Origin of the sequence: Carboxylicivirga mesophila (assembly GCF_018271975.1) — a bacterium.
In the GTDB taxonomy this organism is placed as follows: domain Bacteria; phylum Bacteroidota; class Bacteroidia; order Bacteroidales; family Marinilabiliaceae; genus Carboxylicivirga; species Carboxylicivirga mesophila.
The window spans coordinates 33,586-56,779 of record NZ_JAGUCN010000018.1; the positions used below are offsets into that span (position 1 = coordinate 33,586).

Below are 23,194 nucleotides of genomic sequence, written 5' to 3' on the forward strand. Positions count from 1 at the left end.
TTTGGTTTTATTCTTCGTTAAATACTTCTCTTACAATTTCTCTGTCATCAAAATGACTACGCACTCCTTTAATCTCCTGGTAGGTTTCATGCCCCTTACCGGCTATCAGAATAATATCTCCCGGTCCGGCCACCATACAGGCCGTGCGAATCGCTTCACGCCTATTCACAATAGATAGTACCTTGATACGCTCCTTAAAACTCACCCCTTCCATCATCTGCTCAATAATCGATTCGGGCTCTTCACTTCTTGGATTATCAGAAGTCAAAATCACCTTGGAGCTACCTCCAACCGCCTCTTTAGCCATCTCAGGGCGTTTCATTGGGTCGCGATCACCGCCGGCTCCTACCACAGTTACCAGCTGCTGACTGGGCTGACGCACCAGGTTAATGGTTTCAATTACATTCTTCAGAGCATCAGGCGTATGGGCATAATCCACAATAGCCGTTTTGCCAGACTTGGAACGCATGGTTTCAAAACGACCGTCCACAGGCTTGAGCTGACTGATAGCCACTTGCACATCTTCCTTATCAAAACCTAACAAACAAGCAGCACCATACACCAACAGCAGGTTTTGCGCATTAAAATGCCCCACAAACTGCGTCCATATTTCCTGCCCGTCAATTTCCAGCTGCATGCCTTCAAACATACTCTCAATGATGCGTCCTTTGTATGTACCCATGCCCTTCAGTGAATAAGTATAGGTTTGAGCCGCTGTATTTTGCAACATTACCTGCCCATTTTTATCATCGGCATTAGTTAAGGCAAAGGCCCGCTTACTCAAGCCATCAAAAAATGACTTTTTAGCAGCTATATACTCCTTGAAGGTTCCATGATAATCCAGGTGATCATGAGTGATATTGGTAAACAAACCACCGGCAAACTTCAAGCCGGCAACACGATTCTGCACCAGTGCATGTGAGCTAACCTCCATAAAACAATATTCGCAGCCCGCATCCACCATTTCAGCCATGGTTTTATTCAGCGTTACTGCATCAGGCGTGGTATGCGTGGCATCTAAGCGGGCTTTACCAATAAAATTGGCCACAGTAGAAAACAAACCGGCTTTATAACCCATGTTCATCACCAGGTGATACAAGAGCGTAGCTGTGGTTGTTTTACCATTGGTACCTGTTACCCCCACCAGCTTTAACTTATCAGAAGGATTATCATAGAAGTTAGCCGCCATTTGCCCCAGGGCCATAGAGCTATCGTCCACCTTTACAATCATTGCGTCTTCAGGATACTCCACAGGAATTACCTCACACACAATACATTTACAACCCGCCTCCAATACCTGTGGTATAAACTGATGCCCATCAACCACTGTGCCTTTCATGGCGACAAACAAGGCATTGGCATTCGCCTTTCGGGAGTCAAACACAATCTGCTCCACTTCACAATCTGTGGCGTTAATTTGTTCGATAACGCCAACCCCTTTTAATATATCCGACAGTTTCTGTTTCATTTATCCTAATCGTAAATAGATGGTTGCTCCTTTTCTAAAATTCTGACCCGCCGTCATCGACTGATCCCGAACAGCCCCTACTCCTTTAATAATTACTTTCAATCCCATATTTTCGAGCAGCATGACCGCATCCTTAGCACCCATGCCTCTCACATTTGGCACAATGCCATCAGGAAAACTTTTAGCCTTCACATTCACTTCGTGTTCCCTGGCGGATGCCGAAATCCATTGGGAATTAACCTCCTGGCCATTCACCATCACACCCAGCTCATTAAAAACCGTCAGCAACTCTTCCTTTTTACCGCCTTTGGAATATGGCTGATGCTGAGCCAGCTGCACCTGATGCTCCGTTTCAATATCGGCATGATGATAACTTTGTGCATATACCCGATCGGCAATCTCCTTAAACACTGAACCAGCTACCACATTGGCATAATACACATTGTTAGAGGGCGCATTAACCACCACAATACAAGTATACAAAGGCTTATCAGCCGGGAAATAGCCTACAAACGAGGCCTGATGCTTTTTATCACTATATGAAGTGGTTTCGTTCGATATCTGTGCGGTTCCCGTTTTGCCGGCAATCTGATAGCGGTCACTTCTGATGTTACGTGCCGTTCCTCGCTCAACTACACCCACCAGCATTTCATGCACCTTATCAATGGTTTCAAGGGAGCAAATGGATGGATTGAGTACCACCGGCTTCATTTCTTTAATCACCTCGCCATGGTGCTGAATGGACTCCACAAACATGGGCTTCACCATCTTACCATTATTGGCCACCGCATTATAAAACGTCAACACCTGCAGAGGCGTTTGCTGAATTTCATAACCTATGGACATCCAGGGAAGTGTTACACCCGACCAGGTTTTCTCGCCGGGATACTTAATCATTGGCAGTCCTTCTCCCTTAACCTCAATACCCAATGGCTCCTTCAAATTCATTGAATACAAACGATCGACATATCGACGCGGGTTATCGCGATAGTTATCAAATATGATTTTGGAAATACCCACGTTGGACGATTTCTCAAACACCTCTTTTACCGAAAGTGTGCCGTAACCACCATGATGACTGTCGGTCATTTTACGATCGTAAAAGTAACAATAGCCTTTACCAGTCTTTATACTATCTGTCAGTTTCACCACACCATCTTCCAAGGCCACAATCATTGACGCCAGCTTGAATGTTGAGCCAGGCTCCGTCGCTTCGCCAATAGCGTAGTTATAATCTTCTATGTATTTACCTGTTGATGTTTGTCCCAGATTGGCAATGGCCCGAATTTTACCCGTTGCTACTTCCATGAGCACTGCGCAGCCATGGTCGGCCTGGTGCGCCTGCAACTGCTGCAGCAAAGCACTCTCGGCCACGTCCTGCAAACCGATATCAATGGTCGTCACCACATCATGTCCATCCACCGGCTCCACCTGCTCTTCGACCACCCAGTTACCGCTTACACGCGTGCGCGTACTCACACCGGCCACACCGCGCAGAATACTGTTATAGGCCATTTCCAGACCAAAGCGTCCGCCCAGGTCCTTTTCGGCATATAAACTTCCAACGGTACGAGCTGCCAGTTCACCAAATGGCAATTTGCGGTTTTCATACTTTCGCGGAATAAAACCACCTTTATTTGATCCCAATCGGAAAATTGGAAATTCCTTCAGCCTTTTCAGCTCGGTAAAAGAGATACGACGAGGATGCACCATGTAGTAGCGCTTGCCTTCGGCCCGGGCTTTTTTAAGCGCCGATTTAAAAGATGCCTTGGAACGATCGCCATAAAAACGCGACAATAATAAGGAGAGACTATCAATATTGGCATTAAACACCTCATCGGTAAGGCCGTGCGCCCGCATATCCATATGTATGCGATAGGTTGGCACCGAGCAGGCCAGCTTTCGATAATCCGAAGCCAGAATATCGCCCCGGTTCGCGTCAATCACAATATCCTTATTGGTATGCTCCTCCACCAGATCTTCATACTTATCCCCCTCCACAATGCGCAAATACAGCGCCTTGCCTAATATCACCACAGCCAAAGCAGCTATGCCAATATACAGCAAACCAAAACGCAATATGATACTTTTCTTTATCTGCATTTACTTCTTCACCTTTAGGCGCCTTGGAGGCTCAGTTAATTCTTCCAGTTCCAGGTTTTTCGCTCTTATCTTTTTTAATACCTCACTCTGCTTACTCATAAACATCAGCTCCGAAGAGGTGGTAATGGCCTCGTAGCGCAGTGATTTCAGCTCACCATTGAGTCTGGCCACTTCGCGCATCTGCTCCTCCATGCGGTAATGATTACCGATATAGAGAAAAGCAAAAAAAGCCAGGAACAAAGCAAAAGGCAATTGCTTGGCCACCAGTGAGCGCGTAAATAACCGGCCGTTAATCACATCACGTACCGAGATGTTTTTTAACTCATCCACCTCCTCTTTGGAAAGCATGAACTCCGGTATCTTATTCATTCGCCACTTCATACCCGCTCTGCAATTCTCAGTTTGGCACTACGTGCCCGGTTATTACGTTCAATTTCTTCGTCCGATGGCAGTATCAGCTTGCGGTTAACCGCTTTAAACGGCACATCGGCATGTCCATATATATCTTTGTCGGGCTGGTTTTTATCGCAATCACCCGAACGAATAAAGTTCTTCACCAAACGGTCTTCCAAACTATGATAAGAGATAACCGACAAACGGCCACCCTGCTTAATGGCATCGGTTGACTGCATCAGCACCGACTTCAGCACGTCCATCTCCTTATTTACCTCAATGCGCAAAGCCTGAAACACCTGCGCCAGAAATTTCGACTGCTCCTTTTTTGGCCCTACCTTTTCGGCCAGCTCTTTTAAGTCAGTAGTGGTTTCGAACGGACGTGAAGCCCTGGCTTTGATGATCTCTGATGCCAGTTTGTACGATGATTTGATTTCGCCATACTGCCAGAAGATGCGTTTCAGATCATCCAGCTCATAGGTATTGACCAAATCGGCTGCCGTCATCTGCAAGCCCTGGCCCATACGCATATCCAGCTTGCCCTCGAAGCGAAAGGAGAATCCCCGCTCGGCCGCATCAAAATGGTGCGACGACACACCTAAATCACCCAATATACCGTCCACTTTATCGATATTGAGGTAACGCAAAAAATGCGAAAGATACTGGAAGTTATGACGTACAAACAGTAAACGCTCATCATCGGGCCGGTTGTTGTAGGCATCTTCATCCTGATCAAACACCACCAAGCGACCATTATCACCTAAACGCGAGAGTATTTCGCGCGAATGACCACCGCCGCCAAATGTCAGATCGACGTAAACACCATCGGGCCGGATGTTTAAGCCATCCACCGATTCCTTGAGTAAAACTGGTATATGATACCCCTGCTCCATAACAATTACTTTTCTTCTTCGGCCGCAAAGTTACCACCTAGTAACTCTTCTGCCAACTCTCCTAACTCATCTCCACTCAATCCATCCTCATCAAGCTGCTGTCGGCTCCATAATTCGATGGTACTTCCAACACCCAACAACACCACCTCGCCATTCACACCCACCATCTCCATCAGGCGCTTAGGCACCAGAAAACGACCATTGCCATCGAGATTAACTTCAGCTGTGGAGCGATACAAAGCCCGCTTCAGCCTTTTATCTTTTTGTCGAAAACTGTTTAATTTGCTTTCCAGAAGCTGCACTTCTTTCTGCCATTCGTCCTGAGGGATTAGAACAAGGCAGTTATCAAAGAGGTCTTTCCTGACCACAAACGACGATTGATTGGCTTCACTCATCACTTTCTTGAAGAGCGAAGGCAATACAACGCGCCCTTTAGCATCGGGCTTACAAACAAAATCGCCTATAAATGTGATCATTACTAAATACGTATTTCACTGGTAAAAGTATAAAACTTTAATACCACATGCAACCACTTTAAACCACTTTATGACACCTGTTGATAACTTTTTCGAGAAAAAATTCACACAAATCAGCTGCAGGCCGCAGCTGGCAAGAAACGCAAATCAAAATGAAAATTCCGACAATACATATCGGGACTTAGCATACTCGTTTTAATACTTTTAATTTGTTCGCTGTTAGCACGCCATGGAGAAGATTGATACTAATTTGTAAAAGAAGAAAAAGGCTAAAGAAGAACTATCGCATTAAACCAGTCAGGATTTAAAATCCTGACTGATTTGCCTAATATACCCTATTAATTCATAACAAAAGCCACGCTATTAACAACGCGGCTTTTGTGTTACTACACAGGCCTGAGGCCTTATTGATTATGACGTAGCGAGACGCTACGCCAAACGTTTTACATTATTTAGTTCCTACGTGGAACGGGGCGGAGGAGCTAGCGAAATTTTATTTTAAACGGCAATTTCTCACCGTTACTTTTATATAAATAGAGTGTATCACTATAAGGTGCTCTTGCTATTAAATCATTAATTTCAACAAAGTTAAATAATGTCAGATGATAATAACCAGGATTCGGATTGAACTCTCTTGAGAAAACACTAAACTTATTTCCCTTTGTATCCGTTATCAGTGTATAGCCCTTAAATACTTTAACAACTTGAACTCTGGAAGCTATCTGTTGTTTATCCTGAACTTCAGGATAAACAACTAAAGCATTGAACATATCAAATTCTTTTTCAGCATTAATAGGATCAAAATCGGATTTTAAATAGACAATGCCAATTATAGTTCCTACAACTAAGTATACTATCCAAAATATGTTTCTTATATTTTTCATTGTCATTATTAATAATAAAACCTTCCCCCTCGCTGGCGAGGATTTACAATCCGTGCCAGTGTTTTATAAGCAAAACATCCAGGAAGCCTTTTTATTCCATAGCACAGATTACAAATCTGCGCTAGCTAAGGGATTATGACGTAGCGACGCTACACCAAACGTATTTACATTATTTTGTTCCTAAGAGGAACGGAGGTTTTAAAATATAATTTCCATATCTATTGATGAAATCATTACTATTACAAATAAAAATAAACTAATTACCAATAATATGGGGCCACATATTCTCATCCAATAAATATTTCGTTTACTTAATAAGAACCTACAAAATCTTGAATTCTCCTTCATTTTTGATAGAGAAATAATTTTGGACAATGTTTTTTTAGTATTAAAAGAAAAACCATATCCATAAATTAAAAAAACAATAGCGTACAATAATAATATTACAATTTCAGCCATATTTATTTTCTAAAAAAGATAAATGATTCTGGTGTATAATTATAACCACCTCCAATTTGATGAGTATGTACCCCTCGCTAGCGCGGAGTTACAAACTAAACCATTAGTTCAAACGAAGTCACAGACTTCGCTCGGTTGAGGAACTAATTTTCAATATCCTCATAATTTATTGATGACTTTAAATACGTTAATTATAAAAATGCCAAATGCAATTAAATATAAACTCAATATTAGGACATAAGATATCCTCCGTAAGATAGATAATTTAGTAAAAACTAATTTTAAAATATTAATTGAGTCTTTATGGTGATCATTAAATAAACTAATCTGATAACCATGCTTCTTTAGTGCCAATTTCATTAAATAATTACTAATGATAATTGCAGGAATTGGCATTAAAAATAATAGTTCATTCATATCTTAATAATTTGCCCCCTCGCTGGCACTAATTTGCCATCCACACCTTTGTTTTATAGACAAAACACCCAAGAAGCCTGTTTATTCCATAGCACAGATTACAAAACCAGCACTACGAAGAATTAAATAAACACTAGCTCAAAATAAAATCTTCTGGATCATTCTCATTGTAAACTACATCTACACGTTGACCAATCCGATATTTTTTGACATTCATCTTTTCTACAACAATAAGATTTCCATTCTTAGTTTCAAATTCTATTATGGCAATCGTAATTTCAGCATTGGTTGAACCTCGGTACACTGATTCAAACTTTCTCACCAAACCAGTAGTTTTAACCCCTTCTTTGAGTAACCTTCTTTTTTGATTCCTTCTAGATATTAAGACTATCATTCCAATAACCAAAACAACACCTAGCACTAAAAACTCAATCATATAATTTATAAAATAGTTGTTCATTCTTGAAAAACAGACTTTTTGTTCGCTTTAACCCACCATTAATATTACACAACGCTGGCACTAATTTGCCATCCGCGCCTTTGTTTTATAAGCAAAACATCCTGGAAGCCTTTTTATTCCATAGCACAGATTACAAATCAGCACTAGCTATGGATTTCACTCAATGAGGGATTTGTTTCCACCCTTCTGATGGACTATTCCAAAACTTAGATAAAGCAGGTTTTTCTAGCATTATGAAATTATGCCTAGGATACTCAGGATTATACTTAACAAAGAATCGGTGTTTAATTACGTTGTCATATTCAGTAGAAACATGCATTCTTTGCTCATACAAAATACCTGAAACAGTAAACTCATAATAAACCGTATAACCGTTCCTAAAATTCGCTTTAAAATCTGTGACAGTTCCTACAGTATAACGTCCATCCTTTTTGATCTTATTATGTGCAATCTGAGAATAAAACATATATCCTACATAACCAAGGATTATTATTAAAACAATTACAACTTTTTTTGGCTTGTTATTCATAAGCTACATATTTTCCATTCATAACCGTCACTTCCAACAATCCTTTCTCTCCCCTTGCTGGCACTAATTTGCAATCCGTGCCTTTGTTTTATAAGCAAAACATCCTGGAAGCCTTTTATTTCCATAGCACAGATTACAAATCTGCGCTAGCTAAAGGCTTTCAATTAGGCTAAACGAATCTAAAAATAATACACTACTCCCCAAAATTTTAATCATATCATATTAAACACAATTCGCATGCTATAATGACATATTCATTTATCAATAATGCTGCTGAAAGCATTGCGCACTGCTTTGGAGCCATTGGGAAGCGCTTTTGCCTGCCATATTGTCACTTTGAGCCACTGTATACCCGGCTGGAACCACCGGGAAGGCGGCTGGTGCCATTGCGCAGCGGTTGTAAGGCGTTGGGAAGTGGTCGCGAGGCTTTGGGAAGCGGATGAGCGCAGCAAGTAGCCCGTTGGTTGACCCGAACCAGCTACCATTAACCACCAAATAACACTCCGCAACCCACGTCTCATCACTCTCTAAAATAACTCCGTGTCTTTGCGACTCTGCGTTTATAAACAGTAGGTGCAAGACGAAACACCACACCCCTATCTCCCGTCATCCAGCTCATTCAACTTTCAACTCCTCAACTTTCAACTCTTCAGCCCTAAACCCTAACCCCTAAAATCCAAACCCTATACTCCCAACTACTGACCACTGACTATTGACTACTGACTAACCACTATTCTCCCAGAAAAACCCGTTAATTACCACATCTTTCTAAAATATTTCCTAAAATTGAACTCGATTAGTTATTGAAGCATGGAAAAGAGACAAGGAGACGACAAGTTTATTGATATCGATAAGGTATTTCACGATAAGAACCCGCGGCTTAAAAAATTCATTCCTAAATTCCTGGTTAACTATCTGAAGCGCATCACTCACCAGGATGAGATCAACGAATTTATCGCCGATAACCGCGATGTATATGGTATCGAATATGCTGAAGCCATTATTGCCAATTTCCAATCGCGCTACGAGATTAAAGGTGCAGAAAACATTCCCAAAGAAGGGCGTTATGTGTTTGTAGCCAATCATCCGCTGGGAGGATTAGATGGCATGGTGTTCGTAGCAGCTGTGGGACGTTATTTTAGAAACCTAAAGTTTCCGGTCAACGACATACTGATGAACCTCACCAACCTGCGCGACATCTTTTTGCCCATCAACAAACACGGTGGTCACAGTCGCGATGCAGCTAAAGTGATTGACGAAGCCTATGCCAGCGACAACCAGATGTTGATGTTTCCGGCCGGACTGGTATCACGCAAAGGTAAAAACGGCATCATCAAAGACCTGGACTGGAAACCTAATTTCATTAAAAAGGCCAAAACGCACAAGCGCGATATCGTACCGGTTCATATATCAGGTGAAAACACCAAACGCTTCTACAACCTGGCCAACTGGCGTAAGAAACTGGGCATTAAAGCCAACATTGAGATGCTTTACCTGGTGGATGAACTTTATTTACAACGCAATAAAACAATCACCATCACATTTGGGCAACCAATTAACATTTCAGACGTAGAAGTGGGCAAAGCCAGTAAAGACTGGGCTCAAAAAATTAAAGACGAAGTCTACGCCTTAGCGAAAATAAATTAATTTTGTAGTCTACTGTAAGAAATCACCGAATGAGAGTAAAAGAAATAATACCTCCTGTGCCGCGAGAAGAGCTGGAAGCTGAATTGAATCAGGAGACATTTGTTCGTAACACCAACAAAGGCGATAACAAGATATACGACTTTACAGCCCATCAGGCACCTGCGTTGATGCGCGAGGTAGGTCGTTTGCGCGAAATCACTTTTCGAATGGCTGGTGGCGGAACCGGTAAAGAAACCGACATTGACGACTACGATACAGCCGAGGTACCCTATCGCCAGCTTATAGTTTGGGATCCTCAGCAAAAAGAGGTATTAGGCGGCTACCGTTACCTCTTGGGCAGCGACATACCCGTTGATAAAGACGGCAATGTGAAGCTGGCCACCTCAAGGCTTTTTCACTTTTCTGAGCAATTTGTAAAAGATTATCTGCCTTATATGATTGAGTTGGGACGCTCGTTTGTGCAGCCCACCTATCAATCGTCCAAAGCAGGCACCAAAAGCCTGTTTGCGCTGGATAACCTGTGGGACGGCTTAGGTTCATTAATTGTGAGCCACCCCGAAATGAAATATTTCTTTGGTAAGGTAACCATGTACACGCATTTTAACCGGTTTGCACGCGACCTGATTCTGGGCTTCATGCAGAAGTATTTTGGTGATCCGGATAAGCTGCTGTATCCACACAAACCGGTGGAAATCGATCTGACATCTCAGGATTTGAAAGAGATTTTCTGTGGCCAGAACTACCAGGAGGATTACAAGATATTGACCAAACGCGTGCGAGAGTTTGGCGAAAATATACCACCACTCATCAACGCCTATATGAACCTGTCGCCATCGATGAAAACATTTGGCACCGCCATCAACGACCGCTTTGGCGATGTAGAGGAAACAGGTATTATACTAACGATAAACGAATTATACAGGCAAAAAATCAATCGCCATGTTGATACGTTTACGCCTAATGAGCCGCACGAATAACAAAATATTGACGGAGATATAAATAAAGAAGAGTTGCCAATAAACAATTGCGACTCTTTTTTTTTATATGGATATAAGTTTTTATACGATGACAAACACTTACGACCTGGTAGTTATTGGCAGTGGTCCTGCCGGATTCTCTTCCGCCATTCGCGCTTTAGATTACGGATTAAATGTATGTATTATTGAAGGCAAACACCTGGGTGGAGCCGGCATCATGAATGGAGCCCTCACCTCTAAAACCATGTATGAGCTTTCAATGGATTATGCCATTGCAGCACGCATCGACCGTGGCTACCGCGTCAGCTCACTAAGTGTTAATTTCGAAAAGGTGAAGAAAACGGTTATACAGGCCGCCAAGGAAAAACAGTACCAGATGCTGAGCCAGATAGAAACCTTTTCACCAGCCCAAAACAAAAAAGGAGCACTGACCATCGAATATGGCTGGGCCAGCTTTGTAGATGCCGATCACATTGAAGTAAGAGGCAAGGAAGGTACGAAGCTAATCAAAGGCACCAACTTTGTTATTGCTACCGGTTCGCGACCGCGCCTGTATGATGGCCTGCAGATTGATGGCGAGCGCATCATTACCTCCGACGGCATTCTGCATTTGAAAGAGTTTCCTGAACGCATGCTCATCATTGGTTCGGGTATTATTGGATGTGAGTTTGCCACCATCTTCTCCAACTTTGGTCAAACCGAAGTACACCTGCTCGACCGTTCCAACAGGGTGCTACCCTACGAAGATGATGATGTGAGCAGCTTTGTGTCGCGCAACCTCGAAAACAACGGCGTAAACATACACCACACGGCTACGCTTCGCCATATACGTAAGCATCCTGAGCATCTGGAAGTAGTGCTTGATTATCATGATGGACACAGTAAAGTAATTGAAGTAGATGTTGCCCTGGTGGCCATTGGGCGCGTCCCTAATACCGAAGGCCTTAACCTCGAAAAAATAGGTATTGAATTACACAAGAACGGCACCATTCCCATCCAGGACGATTGCCTGCTGAGAGATGGCAAAGGTACTTGCCATGTATATGCCGCCGGTGATGTAACAGGTCATAGCCAGTTGTATAGTGTCGCCGAGTTTCAGGGGCGTCTGGCAGCTGAGAAAATCGGGGATATCCCACAGTATCCATTAGACTACTCACACATGAGTACGCTCATGTTCTTCAAACCCGAAGTGGCTGCTGTAGGTGCCAATGAAAAGATGCTGCAACAAAGACAGATACCTTATAAAGCTGCCTATTACTCAAACAAACTGGTAAACCGGGCCATTGCCATGCGCAACACCAACGGTTTTGTGAAGATCCTGGTCAGCAACGATGATGAGCAACGCATTTTAGGGATGCGTGCTGCCGGTCCACAGGCATCGGCCTTTATTGTATCAGTAGCCCACCTCATTAACCAGGGCAATAGCCTGCACGAAGTATTAAAAATCTTCTACCCCCACCCTAGCATTCCAGAAGGTATTCAGGAATGCCTGCGCACACTGAGTGGCAAATCTATTTATAAACCCGAAGCTTTCCCCGATTTAATCAATATAAGGGAATGGACACCCGATAAAGAGTAATCACTACTTGTATTTAGATTAAATTCAAATTACACCAAAGCGCATGTTTTGATAAAATTCATGCGCTTTATCATGTTGTATTTTTAACATTCATCTTACTTTTGTGTATATTTTAACACTAAAAACAACTAGCGTTACTATACAACAATGATTTGGGTGCATAAATTGATACAAGACGCAATAGAAAGAATAGAAGTAACAGACTTCTAGAGCACCTCCTGTGGCAATATTTCTCCTGCCACCAACTGATACTATCCTTAACCATACTGGTTCACCGAATAGTTACATCTCGCATTAGTCCAAAAAAACATATAGCTATGGAAGCAAAAAAGCTACACTTAGAAAATTCATTAAATGAATTAGAGAAAGGTAAATCCTTAATTCCTGGCGGAGTACTTGGTATTCGTCGCCCATATAACTTTGTGGAGGGTGAATTCCCTGTATATTTCGATCATGGTAAAGGTGGCCGTGTGACCGATATCGATGGCAATGAATACATCGACTACCTATGCGCCTATGGGCCTATGATATTAGGCAATCGCGAAAAAGAAGTAGATGATGCAGTGATTGATCAAATCCAGAATAAAGGCTTCTGCTTCTCGCTGACTCAGAAATACCAGAACATGCTGGCTGAGAAGATGAATGAACTGATTCCATGTGCTGAAATGAGCCTCTTCGTTTGTACCGGTTCTGATGCCACTTCCACAGCTATCCGCCTGGCTCGCTCTTATACCAAGCGCACAAAAGTAATGCGCTGCGGCTACCATGGCTGGCACGACTGGTGTGTGGAAGTAAAAGGTGGTATCCCTGAAAAGCTGTACGAAGATGTATTTGAGTTCAGATATAACAACCTTGAGTCTTTAGAAAATTTACTGAAAGAGCACGGTGATGACACAGCAGCAGTTATTATTACACCACTGGGCCACCCATTGGCAGCTCCTATCACAGAACCTAAAGAAGGCTTCCTGGAAGGCGTAAAAGAATTGTGTAAAAAATATGGTGTAGTACTTATCTTCGATGAAATTCGTACCGGCTTCAGAGCAAGCATTGGTGGTGCTCAAAAACTATATAAAGTAACACCTGATTTAGCTGTATTTGGTAAAGCCATGGCCAACGGTTACCCTATTGGGGCTGTAACCGGTAAAGCTGAAATCATGAAAGAAGGCGAATCAAACGTATTTATATCTTCTACCTTCTTCCCCAACAGCCTGAGTTATGTGGCCGCTCTAAAAACAATTGAAATCCTGGAGCGCGACAAAGTGCTGGATAAAATCTGGGAAAAAGGCGAAGAGTTCAATAATAAGATTGACGCCCTCTTGAAGAAATATCCGGTTGGCGCACGCATCAGTGGTATTGCACCGATGATGTTCATCACCTTCGATAAAAATGAAGATGGCAGCTATAAAAAGAAACGTAACGACTTTTACACGCAGCTGATTCGCCGAGGCGTCTTCCTGCAGCCATACCACCACGGCTACATCTGCCACCGTCATACACAGGAGGACCTGGATTACACCGTGAAATCCATCGAAGAAGCATTGCAATACCTAACTGAAAAGTATTAATACTTGATTTTCGCCTGCAGATGGCGCAGAATGACGCTGAAAAAACCTGTGAAAATCAGCGAAATCTGCGGGAAACATTAATAAGCACCATGCATAATGCTAACAGCTTAAAAAGAAAAACAATGAACGATACAAAATTAAATACAGGTATTGGCGAGCTGTTTATGTCGCCCAATGCCGATGAAATGAGAGGCTTTCTTCGCAACAAGAAAAAACAGATGAAGAATAAGCTTACCACTGTTGCAGAGGCCATTGACACCTATGTAAATGATGGTGACTACCTGGCCATCGGCGGCTTTGGTGGGGTACGTATTCCAACAGCTCTCATCCATGAAATTATCCGTAAAGAGAAGAAAAACCTGGGCTTTGCAGGACACGTATCTACACACGATTGTCAGCTGCTGAGTGCCGGTAAGTCCTTTAACCGTTGTGACGCTGCTTACATAGTCGGACTGGAGGCTCGAGGCTTATCCAAGAACTCACGACGCATGTTTGAGTCGGGCAACGTAAAAGTAACCGAATGGTCGAACGGAGCACTCTCGTGGCGCTTTAAAGCGGCTGCAATGGGTTTACCTTACCTACCATCGCGCGTAATGCTGGGCACCGACACATTTAAGCACTCTGCTGCCAAAGAGGTAGAATGTCCGTTTACCGGTCAGAAACTGGCGGCTTTACCAGCGCTTTACCCTGATGTAGCCATCTTACACGTGCACCGCGCTGATGTATACGGCAACTGCCAGATTGATGGCATCCTGGTGGCTGATGACGACATCGCCAAAGCATCTAAGCGGGTAATTGTAACCACCGAGAAAATCATTTCTAACGAAGAAATCAGGCGTGAACCAGGTAAAACAGTGATTCCATACTGGTGCGTGGATGCCGTGATTGAAATGCCATTTGGTTCTTACCCAGGTAATATGCCGGGCGAATACTTCTCCGATGAAGAACACCTGAAAGACTGGTTAGTAGCTGAAAAAGATGAAATGCAATTGGAAGAGTTCGTTGGCCATCACATCCTATCGTCAAAAGATTTCTATGAGTATCTGGAGAAAAACGGTGGCATGAACAAGATGAAGCAACTGATGCAAGCCGAACATTTGTACTAACCCTGAAAAATCAAGACAAAATGGAAACAACATATAATCCAATGGAGTTAATGATAACCGTTGCAGCCCGCAACCTTGAAGACGGTGCAATGGTAGTGGTAGGCACCGGTGTTCCTGTGGCGGCAGCTATGTTGGCACAGATGACCCAATCACCCAACCTGACCATCATGTTTGAAGCAGGTGGTATTGCTCCTCTTTTACCAACCATGCCCATCTCGGTAGGCGACTCACGCACCACTCACAAAGGGCTTAAGGCCACTTCAATGGCTGAGATCATGGAACTTTGTCAGGCCGGCGTAGTGGATTACTGCTTCTTAGGCGGTGCCCAGATTGACAAATACGGTAACCTGAACTCCACAATGATTGGAGACGATTACAATAAACCAAAAACACGATTCCCGGGAAGTGGTGGCGCCAATGACCTCGCTTCTCTCTGCTGGAGAACCATGGTGGTAACTCCGCAAAACCAAAAACGATTTGCCAATAAAGTGGATTTTATCACCACTCCGGGATTCATAGAAGGTGGCACCTCGCGCGTAGAAGCAGGTTTACCAGCCAATACCGGACCTTACAAGGTGATTACCGACATTGGCGTTTATGGCTATCAAGAGGAGTCGAAGGCTATGATGCTGCTATCACTCCACCCGGGCAAAACACTAGAAGATGTGAAAGCCAATGCTGAATTCGACATCATCATCCCTGAAAACTATGAAACAACTGTTGAGCCGAGTGCCGAGGAGCTGCGCATACTGCGTGAGAAAGTCGATCCATCAGGCGTTATCATTGGCCGCGGATAAACCCTTCTTCAACAATTAAACCTTAAGCAATCAGTAACTACCAAAAAGAAAGAAAAATGAAAAAAATGATAATAACCTGTGCAGTTTGTGGAGCTGAAACCACTCGCGAGCACAATCCCAATTTACCATTAACACCGCTTGAAATAGCTGATGCTACCTATGACGCCTATAAAGCGGGTGCTTCAATTGTTCACCTGCATGTACGTGACGAAAATGGCGGTCCTACGCAAGACCCTGAAGTATTTAAAGAAGCCATCCGCCTGATCCGTGAACGTTGCGACATCGTGATTGAAATTACTACAGGTGGTGCTGTAGGCATGACAGACGATGAGCGTGTAGCCGTTATTGAAGAGTTACAGCCGGAAATGGCTTCGCTTGACTGTGGAACAGTTAATTTCGGTGACGATTACATCGTGAATACCTTGCCAACCATGCGTCGCTTTGCAAAAGAAATGATTAAGTATAATGTTCGTCCAACATTAGAATGCTTTGACATTTCACATGTGGCAGCAGCCGACATCCTTATTAAGGAAGGATTGCTTAAACCACCTTACCACTATGGATTTGTGATGAACGTGCCGGCTGCCATTCCTTACGACATAGAGCTGTTAAATCTGCTAGTGAGCCGTATTCCTGAAGGTGCACACTGGACAGTTATGGGCGTAGGGCGTGCCTGTGTTCCTGCTCACTACGGTGCATTTGCCATAGGCAATGGCTTTATTCGCGTTGGATTTGAAGACAATGTATATTACTCAAAAGGAGTATTGGCCGACAGTAATGCACAGCTGGTAGAGCGCACTGCCAAGCTATCGCGTGATGCCGGCTATGAAATAGCCACACCAGCCGATGTGCGTGAGATGTTGCAACTGAAAGGCATATAAAGAGAGGTAAGAATCAAGACTTTTAATGACAAAAGAACAAAGGCTAATAGCTGTTAGCTGATGGCTATTAGCTTATTTATCTACGACCAAAATGAAGACGGGAAATAAATACGGTACACACAGGGTAATAGAACCTAAAGGAGTTTTGCCACAACCAGCTACTGTTGTTGATAACAACATGAGTGAGATATATGACAACGAGATACTCATCGATGTTGATGTATTAAATATCGACTCGGCCAGTTTCACACAGATTAAAGATCAGGCAAAGGGAAATATTGAAGAAATTAAATCAATCATTCTGGATATTGTTGCCAAACAAGGCAAGATGAAGAATCCGGTGACTGGTTCGGGAGGCATGCTGATTGGTTCCATTGAGAAGGTTGGCAGCGCACTGGAAGGGAAGATTAATCTGCAAAAAGGTGATCGCATTGCAACGCTGGTATCGTTATCGTTGACACCATTATATATTGAGGAAATACTGGACATCAAACCAGAAATTGACCAGGTGAAAATCAAAGGAAAAGCCATCTTGTTTGAAAGTGGCATCTATGCCAAGCTGCCCACTGACCTATCTGAAACACTCGCTTTGGCTGTTTTGGATGTTTGTGGTGCGCCGGCTCAGACTGAACGCCTGGTAAAAGAAGGTGACACGGTGGTAGTGCTGGGAGCAGGTGGCAAGTCAGGCATCCTGTGTTGCGCTGTTGCCAAAGAACTGGTTGGAGAGAATGGAATGGTCATTGGAGCTGATTACAGCGATGAGAACATCGAACGCCTGAAACAGGTAGAAGTTTGTCATCACGCCATTAAACTGAATGCGACCGATGCGCTTCAGTGCTACGAAACCATTGACAAGCTAACAAATGGGCAACTGGCCGATGTGGTTATCAACAACGTCAACATCACCAACACCGAAATGGGCTCTATCCTCATGTGTAAAGATCGTGGAACAGTCTATTTCTTCAGCATGGCAACCTCCTTTACTAAAGCAGCTTTGGGAGCCGAAGGAGTTGGCAAAGATGTGGATATGCTGATTGGCAACGGTTATGCTATGGGACATGCTGATATGTCTATTGATATCCTGCGGAAGAGTGAGAAAATCAGAAAATTATACGAAGAGTTGTATACATAAATAGTGCACAGTGCACAGTGCACTAAGCACTAAGCACCGACAACAAAAAATCTACATAAATGAAACGACAATATTCAAACGTTGACTATAAGAGTATCCCTCTTTTTAAAGATGTGAAGGAGGAGGACTGGAACAATTGGAAGTGGCAAATGCGTAACGCAATCCGCGACATCCCCAGTCTGGAGAAGGTATTGCCATTGAGCGATGAAGAGCATGAACACCTGGCCAAAACCCTTAAGAAGTTTAAAATGGCCATCACGCCATACTATGCGGCTCTGATGAGCAAAGATGATGTGAATTGCCCGGTGCGAAAGATGGCGGTGCCAATTTTACAAGAATTACACATTGATGAGTCAGACTTAAGCGACCCGTTGCACGAAGATGTGGATTCACCGGTTCCGGGTTTAACACACCGCTACCCCGACAGAGCCCTTCTGCTGGTGACACATGAGTGTTCGATGTATTGCCGCCATTGTACACGCCGTCGTATAGTTGGCGAAACGGATGAAGACATGGCACGTGGCCATCTGGAAAAAGCATTTGAATACATTGCTAAAACACCAGAAATAAGAGATATTGTCATTTCTGGTGGCGACCCGCTTATTCTGAGTGATAGCCGCATTGATTATATCCTTACCGAACTGCGCAAGATTGACCATGTGGAAATTATTCGCATAGGCAGCCGCATGCCAGTGGTATTGCCACAGCGCATTACCGATGATTTGTGCGATATCATTAAAAAACACCATCCGGTATATGTGAATACGCACTTTAATCATCCTAAAGAAATTACAGAAGAGGCACGTCAGGCATGCGAAAAATTGGCTAATGCCGGTGTGCAGATGGGCAACCAGTCGGTATTACTGAAAGGGATTAACGACTGCTCTAACATTATGAAAGCTATGATGCATGACTTGCTGCGCATCCGTGTTAAGCCTTACTATATCTATCAGTGCGACTTGTCTGAGGGTATTTCTCACTTCAGAACCACCATTTCAAAAGGTATCGAAATCATTGAGAACCTGAGAGGACATACAACAGGAATGGCAGTGCCCACCTTTGTTGTGGATGCACCAGGTGGCGGTGGTAAGATTCCGGTGATGCCTGATTACCTGATTTCGCAAACTGAAAAACGTGTGGTACTGCGTAACTATGAAGGTATGATAACCAGTTATACGCAACCATCGGACTACCAGGGGCACAAAACATCAGACTGTTCATTCTGTAGTGACGAATCCTTAGTGGCCAAAGACGGTGTGGCAAAACTGCTGAACGAAGGTGGTACCATCATTCCTCAATCGTTACGTCGCGAATCGCGCACCAATGGAAAGCATTAATGAAGGCAGAAGTTTTCCAGGCAGTAGGCAGTGGTAAACAAACAATAATGATTGAAGCTTAGCATTAGGGAGATTGAATAAGTTCCTGAACAACAAAATGAACACAACTAACGCAACATATCGCTTTATTAACAACACCAGCTTTGTGATGGGTAATCGCAAAAACGCGGGTAAAACCACATTTATGAATTGGGCACTTAACCAAATCAGGAAAGTGGAAGCACCCGCCTTTGCGACCATTGGCATCGATGGCGAGAGTCATGACCAGATTGATGGCCGTGACAAGCCATCGATCAAAACAGAGCCTGGTGACGTGTTCATTACCAGCTACCCCATGTTGCGTAAAAGTTCAGGATTGTTTAAAGTTGAGAAGGCTTTTCAGATTAAAACACCTCTGGGCCAATTGGTGGTTGCCAAAACTTTGCGAAGCGGCACCGTCGAACTGGTTGGACCGGAATACAATGAGCAGCTAAAACACCTGATTGATTTTATCAGACAAGAACTTAACTATCGCTCTATTATCATTGACGGAGCAGCCAGCCGCCTGACACCAGTGAGCGCAATTGCCAATAGTGGTTTCTATTATGTGGTTAATATCGACCGTCGTAATATGAAAAAAGCACTGGAACAAATGCAGCTACTATCTGTGTCAGCTGGTTTTGAAATGGCCTCGCAGGATGATAATGCTTTTGTTATTGAAGGAGCCCTGACTCCTGGTAAGCTCAGCAGCATACCGCGCAATTGCCAGACAGTGGTCATTAATGACCTGACGGCCATATTTCTGAATTATGAGCAGCTTCAACATTTGCAAAAGCGTGTCATCATTAAGGTAATCAATCGTCCCATATTAAAAGGCTATGTGGCAGTACTAAAAGATATTGCCCAGGAAGCATTTTCGCAATTATACATGAGTAAAGGCATTCGAACAGAATTAATTCTTAACCCTTATGTGCATCAGTAAAGTCATAGTTTTCACTGCGTTTGACAGCTTTTACGAAAAGTACAGGCCCTTGACTCCCTATGGCAAAGCGCATAAGGAAGCTCTGCATTTTTACACGGAAAGCCGTGAGCTGGATGCCATTCACCTCATCACCGATGCGCTGATAGCTTATCTAAACGAGCAAGATCATCAGGCACTCAAGGTTGAAAACCATCTGAGTCGTATCGATCGCCTTAACACCCTAGATAAAAACGAGTACGATGCCGTTGACATCCAGCTCATCAAAAAGTTCCTGCTCCAGTTAAGAGCTATTGACAACGAACTCAATGATACAACTAAGCAGTTGTTGAATTTTGAGTACGAACTGAATGAACTGCTGGAGAAACTGATGCCAGACAATGATCAGAGCGAATCTTTTTACCTGTCTTCGGCCTTTGACGATGCATTAAAAACTGTCAGAGATACCATCCGCCTGCGGGATGATGAGCTTGCAGCCATACGCATTGATAAATGCTGTGAGATTAAGGAAAAATACCTGATAGATATGGATGGGCGTGAGTTTGTGCTGATTGACAAACAACGCGCCGAGTTATTGGAAGTGAGTGATCTTAATTGCGAGTTTTACGATTCGAACCTGATTAAGGTAAAGCCCTATTTTGGCAAAAGCTATCTGGAAGCACTGCAGGTAAAGGAAAACTTGCTGACAAAAGAGTCGGAGTTAGAGAAGAAAGTACTGATTGATTTGTCTGAGGCCATCAAACAAAACAAAGAGAAGCTTAAGAGAGCAATTGACACCGTCTGTCTTCTGGATATCAGTCTGGCACGGGCACGTTTTAGTTTACAACTTAAGCTGAACAAGCCCGATTACAACGCAAAATTAATTGAGGTATGCGAGGGCGTTTTTTACCCGCTTTGGGAAAAACACCAGCGAAAACAACTTGAATACACGCCTTTAAATGCAGATTTTGACAGCAATGCCATTCTGCTTTCGGGTTCCAATATGGGTGGTAAGACAGTTTTGTTTAAAACGCTGGCCTTTTTACAACTGCTGACACAGTTGGGTTTCAGAGTACCAGCCAGACGTTTCTCAACACGCCTTTTCGACAGCATTCATGTGCTGGGCAACGGGCAATCGGGCAATGTGGAAGGCCTCAGTTCCTTTGGTCAGGAGATACACCAGCTAACCGAAGCCATTGAAGCAAGTGATGAGCGCCTGATTTTTGTTGACGAACTGGCACGCACCACCAATGCCAAGGAGGCCAAAGCCATACTATTTGCCGTTCTGAAATTTGTAACGCAGCATGTTAATATTACCGGCTTCTTCTCAACGCATTTTATCAATATGCCCGCCATTAAGCTTGTTGCCAAATACAGGATGAAAGGACTCAACCGGCAAGCTTATGAGCAACACTGCCATAAGCAACCTGATGACATCAACGAAAAAATAAGGCTTATCAATGCCTTTATGCAATATGAGGTAGTGACCGATGATGGTCAACAATCAAAAGATGCCCTATCCATAGCAGGCATGCTTGGCCTGCCAACAGAAATAATCAATTATGCTAACGACTATTTAGACCAATAAAATGACGCAATCGAAACTAAATCTGGATAGAAAAAAAATAGACAGGGCCAGGGAGCTGTCAAAGCAAATCACCCGGCCGGTAAACGACTACATTGAGCAACACACCACCGTTGCCATTGAGCGCGCCACACTCCGCATGCTGGGTGCCGACGGCGTAACGGCCGATGATGTGCCGGTACCCAATGCCATTGTGAATGCACTGGGCGATAACATTCAGTACGGTGCTTCTACTTACTACGTGAATGCACTGTTGCGAAAAAACATGACTGTAGAACAGCTGAATGGGGCCATTGCTGATGGCTTGGACATCTCGCAACTGGGGCTGACAGACATGGAACTGATTCGCCAAAAGGCTGAAGAGCTGGTAGCTGCTTTCTCGCATCGTGTCAAAGGCAATGTGGCTTACCGGACTTCTAAAGTTACCGAATACAAAGAGAAAGAAAACGCGCCTCTCCTCTACCTGATTGTGGCCACCGGTAACATTTTTGAAGATGTGAAGCAGGCACAGGCGGCTGCTCGCCAGGGAGCTGATATTATCGCGGTGATTCGTACCACCGGCCAAAGCCTGCTGGACTTTGTACCTTACGGAGCCACCACAGAAGGGTTTGGCGGCACCTATGCCACGCAGGAGAACTTCAAAATCATGCGTAAGGCACTGGATGAAGTAGGTAACGAGATTGGTAAGTACATCCGCCTGGTAAACTACTGCTCGGGTTTGTGTATGCCGGAGATAGCGGCTATGGGTGCCATTGAGCGGCTGGATATGATGCTGAATGACTCCATGTATGGGGTGCTGTTCCGCGACATTAACATGTACCGCACCTTTGTGGACCAGAAGTTTTCGCGCATGATTAATGCCTTTGCCGAGATTGTGATTAACTCGGGCGAAGATAACTACCTGACTACCTCGGATGCCTACGAAAAGGCCTACACCGTAACAGCTTCCCAGTTTATCAATGAGCAATTTGCTTATGACTCGGGCCTGCCTGCCAAGTTGATGGGATTGGGTCATGCCTTTGAGATGAATCCGCAGATTGAAAACGGATTCCTGTATGAGATGGCACAGGCGCAGATGGCTCGCGAAATCTTCCCCGAGGCACCATTGAAATACATGCCACCCACTAAGTACATGACCGGTGATGTGTTCAAAGGCTACATCATGAATGCCATGTTCAACTTCATTGCCAAGTCAACCAACCAGGGCATCCTGCTGCTGGGTATGCTTACCGAGGCCATTCACACGCCATTTATGCAAGACCGTTTCCTGGCAGTTGAAAATGCCCGTTACATCCTGAACAATACCAAGGATTTTGCCAACGACATTGAGTTTAAGAAAGATGGTATTATGCAAACGCGCGCGCAAAACGTGTTGGATGAAACCATTGAGTTCCTGGAACAGATTAACGAAAAAGGACTGTTTGATTCAATTGAACAGAAACTGTTTGCCGAAGTAAGTCGCCCTAAGCATGGCGGTAAAGGCTTCGACGGGGTGAAGGAAAAAGCAGACAACTACTTTAACCCGGTTTACGATTATTTGGAAGTTGAACTTGGATTAAAAAAGTAAGG

Annotated in this window: 21 protein-coding genes; 13 read left to right on the forward strand and 8 right to left on the reverse strand. The window is 43.8% G+C overall.

From position 1 onward, the window contains the following. Positions 1-7 precede the first annotated feature (7 nt). From KEM09_RS15125 to KEM09_RS15160, 8 genes are all read right to left on the reverse strand, one after another. Positions 8-1,468: a UDP-N-acetylmuramoyl-L-alanyl-D-glutamate--2,6-diaminopimelate ligase gene (locus KEM09_RS15125; protein WP_212229549.1), complete on the reverse strand. Its 1,461-nt coding sequence runs from the start codon at positions 1,466-1,468 to the stop codon at positions 8-10. After that, positions 1,469-3,571: a penicillin-binding protein gene (locus tag KEM09_RS15130; RefSeq protein ID WP_212229550.1), complete on the reverse strand. Its 2,103-nt coding sequence runs from the start codon at positions 3,569-3,571 to the stop codon at positions 1,469-1,471. It abuts the gene before it with no gap. Next, positions 3,572-3,940: an FtsL-like putative cell division protein gene (locus tag KEM09_RS15135; protein ID WP_244825045.1), complete on the reverse strand. Its 369-nt coding sequence runs from the start codon at positions 3,938-3,940 to the stop codon at positions 3,572-3,574. Between the two features lie 8 nt (positions 3,941-3,948). Further along, a complete protein-coding gene (gene rsmH / locus KEM09_RS15140) occupies positions 3,949-4,857 on the reverse strand; it encodes a 16S rRNA (cytosine(1402)-N(4))-methyltransferase RsmH (protein ID WP_212229551.1) in 909 nt (302 codons plus the stop codon). A 5-nt stretch (positions 4,858-4,862) separates the two neighbouring features. After that, positions 4,863-5,333, reverse strand: a complete 471-nt coding sequence (locus tag KEM09_RS15145; protein ID WP_212229553.1) for a division/cell wall cluster transcriptional repressor MraZ — start codon at positions 5,331-5,333, stop codon at positions 4,863-4,865. Positions 5,334-5,815: 482 nt separating this feature from the next. Further along, positions 5,816-6,217: a hypothetical protein gene (locus KEM09_RS15150; protein ID WP_212229555.1), complete on the reverse strand. Its 402-nt coding sequence runs from the start codon at positions 6,215-6,217 to the stop codon at positions 5,816-5,818. A 1,009-nt stretch (positions 6,218-7,226) separates the two neighbouring features. Continuing rightward, positions 7,227-7,553 (reverse strand): DUF3592 domain-containing protein, encoded by a 327-nt coding sequence (locus tag KEM09_RS15155; protein WP_212229557.1) that lies wholly within the window; start codon positions 7,551-7,553, stop codon positions 7,227-7,229. A gap of 160 nt (positions 7,554-7,713) precedes the next feature. Next, positions 7,714-8,082, reverse strand: a complete 369-nt coding sequence (locus tag KEM09_RS15160; RefSeq protein ID WP_212229559.1) for a FeoB-associated Cys-rich membrane protein — start codon at positions 8,080-8,082, stop codon at positions 7,714-7,716. A gap of 245 nt (positions 8,083-8,327) precedes the next feature. Between KEM09_RS15160 and KEM09_RS15165 the strand changes: the two genes are divergently transcribed. The 13 genes from KEM09_RS15165 (at position 8,328) to kamD (ending at position 23,192) form a co-directional block, all read left to right on the forward strand. After that, complete coding sequence (locus KEM09_RS15165) at positions 8,328-8,525, forward strand: hypothetical protein (protein ID WP_212229560.1); 198 nt, start codon at positions 8,328-8,330, stop codon at positions 8,523-8,525. 367 nt (positions 8,526-8,892) lie between these two features. Then, positions 8,893-9,729 (forward strand): lyso-glycine lipid O-acyltransferase GlsA, encoded by an 837-nt coding sequence (gene glsA, locus KEM09_RS15170; RefSeq protein WP_212229561.1) that lies wholly within the window; start codon positions 8,893-8,895, stop codon positions 9,727-9,729. A 29-nt stretch (positions 9,730-9,758) separates the two neighbouring features. Then, a complete protein-coding gene (glsB, locus tag KEM09_RS15175) occupies positions 9,759-10,706 on the forward strand; it encodes a glycine N(alpha)-acyltransferase GlsB (RefSeq protein ID WP_212229562.1) in 948 nt (315 codons plus the stop codon). A gap of 88 nt (positions 10,707-10,794) precedes the next feature. Next, positions 10,795-12,285: a dihydrolipoyl dehydrogenase family protein gene (locus tag KEM09_RS15180; protein ID WP_212229563.1), complete on the forward strand. Its 1,491-nt coding sequence runs from the start codon at positions 10,795-10,797 to the stop codon at positions 12,283-12,285. Positions 12,286-12,602: 317 nt separating this feature from the next. Beyond that, entirely contained in the window at positions 12,603-13,850 is a 1,248-nt protein-coding gene (locus KEM09_RS15185) for an aspartate aminotransferase family protein (RefSeq protein ID WP_212229564.1), read from the forward strand. Positions 13,851-13,972: 122 nt separating this feature from the next. Further along, positions 13,973-14,956: a CoA transferase subunit A gene (locus KEM09_RS15190; protein ID WP_212191966.1), complete on the forward strand. Its 984-nt coding sequence runs from the start codon at positions 13,973-13,975 to the stop codon at positions 14,954-14,956. A gap of 20 nt (positions 14,957-14,976) precedes the next feature. Further along, positions 14,977-15,753: a CoA-transferase subunit beta gene (locus tag KEM09_RS15195; RefSeq protein WP_212229565.1), complete on the forward strand. Its 777-nt coding sequence runs from the start codon at positions 14,977-14,979 to the stop codon at positions 15,751-15,753. A 56-nt stretch (positions 15,754-15,809) separates the two neighbouring features. Beyond that, complete coding sequence (gene kce / locus KEM09_RS15200) at positions 15,810-16,634, forward strand: 3-keto-5-aminohexanoate cleavage enzyme (RefSeq protein ID WP_212229566.1); 825 nt, start codon at positions 15,810-15,812, stop codon at positions 16,632-16,634. A gap of 91 nt (positions 16,635-16,725) precedes the next feature. After that, complete coding sequence (gene kdd, locus KEM09_RS15205; RefSeq protein WP_212229567.1) at positions 16,726-17,766, forward strand: L-erythro-3,5-diaminohexanoate dehydrogenase; 1,041 nt, start codon at positions 16,726-16,728, stop codon at positions 17,764-17,766. A gap of 59 nt (positions 17,767-17,825) precedes the next feature. Then, a complete protein-coding gene (gene kamA / locus KEM09_RS15210; RefSeq protein WP_212229568.1) occupies positions 17,826-19,103 on the forward strand; it encodes a lysine 2,3-aminomutase in 1,278 nt (425 codons plus the stop codon). 97 nt (positions 19,104-19,200) lie between these two features. Beyond that, positions 19,201-20,064, forward strand: a complete 864-nt coding sequence (locus KEM09_RS15215; protein WP_212229569.1) for a hypothetical protein — start codon at positions 19,201-19,203, stop codon at positions 20,062-20,064. Further along, positions 20,051-21,628 carry a lysine 5,6-aminomutase reactivase ATPase KamC gene (kamC, locus tag KEM09_RS15220; RefSeq protein ID WP_212229570.1) on the forward strand — a complete coding sequence of 526 codons (1,578 nt, stop codon included), beginning with the start codon at positions 20,051-20,053 and terminating at the stop codon, positions 21,626-21,628. The genes KEM09_RS15215 and kamC overlap by 14 nt, the downstream gene beginning before the upstream one ends. A 1-nt stretch (position 21,629) precedes the next feature. Continuing rightward, a complete protein-coding gene (gene kamD, locus KEM09_RS15225; RefSeq protein WP_212229571.1) occupies positions 21,630-23,192 on the forward strand; it encodes a lysine 5,6-aminomutase subunit alpha in 1,563 nt (520 codons plus the stop codon). The last annotated feature ends 2 nt before the right edge of the window (positions 23,193-23,194 follow it).

What these genes read in the sequence shown, in the direction of transcription:
- KEM09_RS15125 (WP_212229549.1), bottom strand. Translation starts at nt 1,468, where the DNA reads ATGAAACAGAAACTGTCGGATATATTAAAAGGGGTTGGCGTTATCGAA.
- KEM09_RS15165 (WP_212229560.1), top strand. Translation starts at nt 8,328, where the DNA reads ATGACATATTCATTTATCAATAATGCTGCTGAAAGCATTGCGCACTGC.
- KEM09_RS15215 (WP_212229569.1), top strand. Translation starts at nt 19,201, where the DNA reads ATGAACACAACTAACGCAACATATCGCTTTATTAACAACACCAGCTTT.
- KEM09_RS15155 (WP_212229557.1), bottom strand. Translation starts at nt 7,553, where the DNA reads ATGAACAACTATTTTATAAATTATATGATTGAGTTTTTAGTGCTAGGT.
- KEM09_RS15185 (WP_212229564.1), top strand. Translation starts at nt 12,603, where the DNA reads ATGGAAGCAAAAAAGCTACACTTAGAAAATTCATTAAATGAATTAGAG.
- kamA (WP_212229568.1), top strand. Translation starts at nt 17,826, where the DNA reads ATGAAACGACAATATTCAAACGTTGACTATAAGAGTATCCCTCTTTTT.
- KEM09_RS15130 (WP_212229550.1), bottom strand. Translation starts at nt 3,571, where the DNA reads ATGCAGATAAAGAAAAGTATCATATTGCGTTTTGGTTTGCTGTATATT.
- rsmH (WP_212229551.1), bottom strand. Translation starts at nt 4,857, where the DNA reads ATGGAGCAGGGGTATCATATACCAGTTTTACTCAAGGAATCGGTGGAT.
- kamC (WP_212229570.1), top strand. Translation starts at nt 20,051, where the DNA reads ATGTGCATCAGTAAAGTCATAGTTTTCACTGCGTTTGACAGCTTTTAC.
- KEM09_RS15145 (WP_212229553.1), bottom strand. Translation starts at nt 5,333, where the DNA reads ATGATCACATTTATAGGCGATTTTGTTTGTAAGCCCGATGCTAAAGGG.
- kce (WP_212229566.1), top strand. Translation starts at nt 15,810, where the DNA reads ATGAAAAAAATGATAATAACCTGTGCAGTTTGTGGAGCTGAAACCACT.
- glsA (WP_212229561.1), top strand. Translation starts at nt 8,893, where the DNA reads ATGGAAAAGAGACAAGGAGACGACAAGTTTATTGATATCGATAAGGTA.
- KEM09_RS15190 (WP_212191966.1), top strand. Translation starts at nt 13,973, where the DNA reads ATGAACGATACAAAATTAAATACAGGTATTGGCGAGCTGTTTATGTCG.
- glsB (WP_212229562.1), top strand. Translation starts at nt 9,759, where the DNA reads ATGAGAGTAAAAGAAATAATACCTCCTGTGCCGCGAGAAGAGCTGGAA.
- KEM09_RS15150 (WP_212229555.1), bottom strand. Translation starts at nt 6,217, where the DNA reads ATGAAAAATATAAGAAACATATTTTGGATAGTATACTTAGTTGTAGGA.
- KEM09_RS15180 (WP_212229563.1), top strand. Translation starts at nt 10,795, where the DNA reads ATGACAAACACTTACGACCTGGTAGTTATTGGCAGTGGTCCTGCCGGA.
- KEM09_RS15160 (WP_212229559.1), bottom strand. Translation starts at nt 8,082, where the DNA reads ATGAATAACAAGCCAAAAAAAGTTGTAATTGTTTTAATAATAATCCTT.
- kdd (WP_212229567.1), top strand. Translation starts at nt 16,726, where the DNA reads ATGAAGACGGGAAATAAATACGGTACACACAGGGTAATAGAACCTAAA.
- kamD (WP_212229571.1), top strand. Translation starts at nt 21,630, where the DNA reads ATGACGCAATCGAAACTAAATCTGGATAGAAAAAAAATAGACAGGGCC.
- KEM09_RS15195 (WP_212229565.1), top strand. Translation starts at nt 14,977, where the DNA reads ATGGAAACAACATATAATCCAATGGAGTTAATGATAACCGTTGCAGCC.
- KEM09_RS15135 (WP_244825045.1), bottom strand. Translation starts at nt 3,940, where the DNA reads ATGAATAAGATACCGGAGTTCATGCTTTCCAAAGAGGAGGTGGATGAG.